This window comes from Acetobacter sp. DmW_136 (assembly GCF_008690365.1).
Classification (GTDB): domain Bacteria; phylum Pseudomonadota; class Alphaproteobacteria; order Acetobacterales; family Acetobacteraceae; genus Acetobacter; species Acetobacter oryzifermentans.
The window spans coordinates 1-1,373 of record NZ_VHON01000080.1; the positions used below are offsets into that span (position 1 = coordinate 1).

A 1,373-nucleotide genomic window follows, 5' to 3' on the forward strand; every position below is an offset into this window, starting at 1 on the left:
TGTGAGATGGGGTGGTTGCCGTCCTCCCCGCACGGCATCGCAATGTGCCAGAATGGTCGTTGGAAGAAACGACTGCGCGAAAGGACGGCAGATGAAGGATACAGTGATAGGCGTTGATCTGGCAAAGAACATTTTCCAGGTTCATGGAGCTTCGCGTGCGGGCGAGGTGATGTTTCGCAAAAAGCTGCGTCGTCAGCAGTTTATGCAGTTCATGGCCACGCAGCCGCCTGCTCTGGTCGTTCTTGAAGCGTGCGGGAGCGCGCATTACTGGGCTCGCGAACTGGCAGGAGCTGGTCACGAGGTCAGACTGATCGCTCCGCAGTATGTGAAGCCTTTCGTGAAGCGCCAGAAGAACGATGCTGCTGATGCGGAAGCGATCGTCATTGCGGCCCGTCAGCCGGAAATGCGCTTTGTCGAACCACGCACTGAAGCGCAGCAGGCGCGTGGCGTTCTTTTCCGGGCCCGGCAGCGTCTGGTGCACCAGCGCACGGAACTGGTGAATGCCCTGCGTGCCGTTCTGTATGAATTCGGTCTCGTCGTGCCACAGGGGATTGCGCATATCAAACGCATTGAAGCCATGCTGGATGATGCAGTTCTGCCAGATCTTGTAAGGCAGGAATGCCTTGATCTGCTGCAACAGATTTCGGAGCAGAGTGTGCGAATTGATGCCAGAACAAAGAAGATCAGGATGCTTGCCCAGGAAAGTGAAAACACCTGCAGATTGCAGAGCATGCCTGGAGTGGGTCCTCTGACCGCTCTTGCGATTGAAGCTTTTGCGCCTGACCTGCAGAGCTTCCGGCGCGGGCGCGACTTTGCTGCGTGGCTGGGGCTGGTGCCCCGTCAGTTCTCATCTGGCGGAAAGGAAAGGCTGGGGAAGATATCAAAAGCCGGGCAGGCTGATATCCGCAGGCTTCTCATCATGGGTGCCATGACCCTGGTGAACTGGGCCAGCCGTAAGGCCCCTGCACCGGGAAGCTGGCTGGCGCGGATGCTCGCCCGCAAGCCCCGTATGCTGGTAGCCATTGCCCTGGCCAACAGGATGGCACGGGCCATCTGGGCTATGGCAACAAAACAGGAGGATTATCGGGATCCGGCCCTGTCCGTGGCAGCCTGAGCGATGGCTTGGCTTCTGCGGATGGAACCGGTAGGGGTGTGAGAGGGCGATGACCTGAATGGGCGCATGATCGTTTGATCCGGATCGGAAAAACCAGTGGATTTCTCTGTGCTTTAAAGCACGCCTGTGAGATTTGGATCTGATCCGCTGATCACCATACCGGCCAGTGGCTTCTGAAAGGCCACATCAACAGGCCTTACAGAAGACCGCACACGATCACACGTCAATATGGGTCAGAAAACTCTTGCATAACGGACGG

Annotated in this window: 1 protein-coding gene; it reads left to right on the forward strand. The window is 57.5% G+C overall.

Going from position 1 to position 1,373, the window contains the following annotated elements; all coding sequences use genetic code 11:
* Window positions 1–91: 91 nt before the first annotated feature.
* Entirely contained in the window at window positions 92–1,114 is a 1,023-nt protein-coding gene (locus FKW31_RS15465; RefSeq protein WP_078524646.1) for an IS110 family transposase, read from the forward strand.
* The last annotated feature ends 259 nt before the right edge of the window (window positions 1,115–1,373 follow it).

Excerpts from the sequence above, each read along its gene's own strand:
- FKW31_RS15465 (WP_078524646.1), top strand. The coding sequence starts at position 92 with ATGAAGGATACAGTGATAGGCGTTGATCTGGCAAAGAACATTTTCCAG.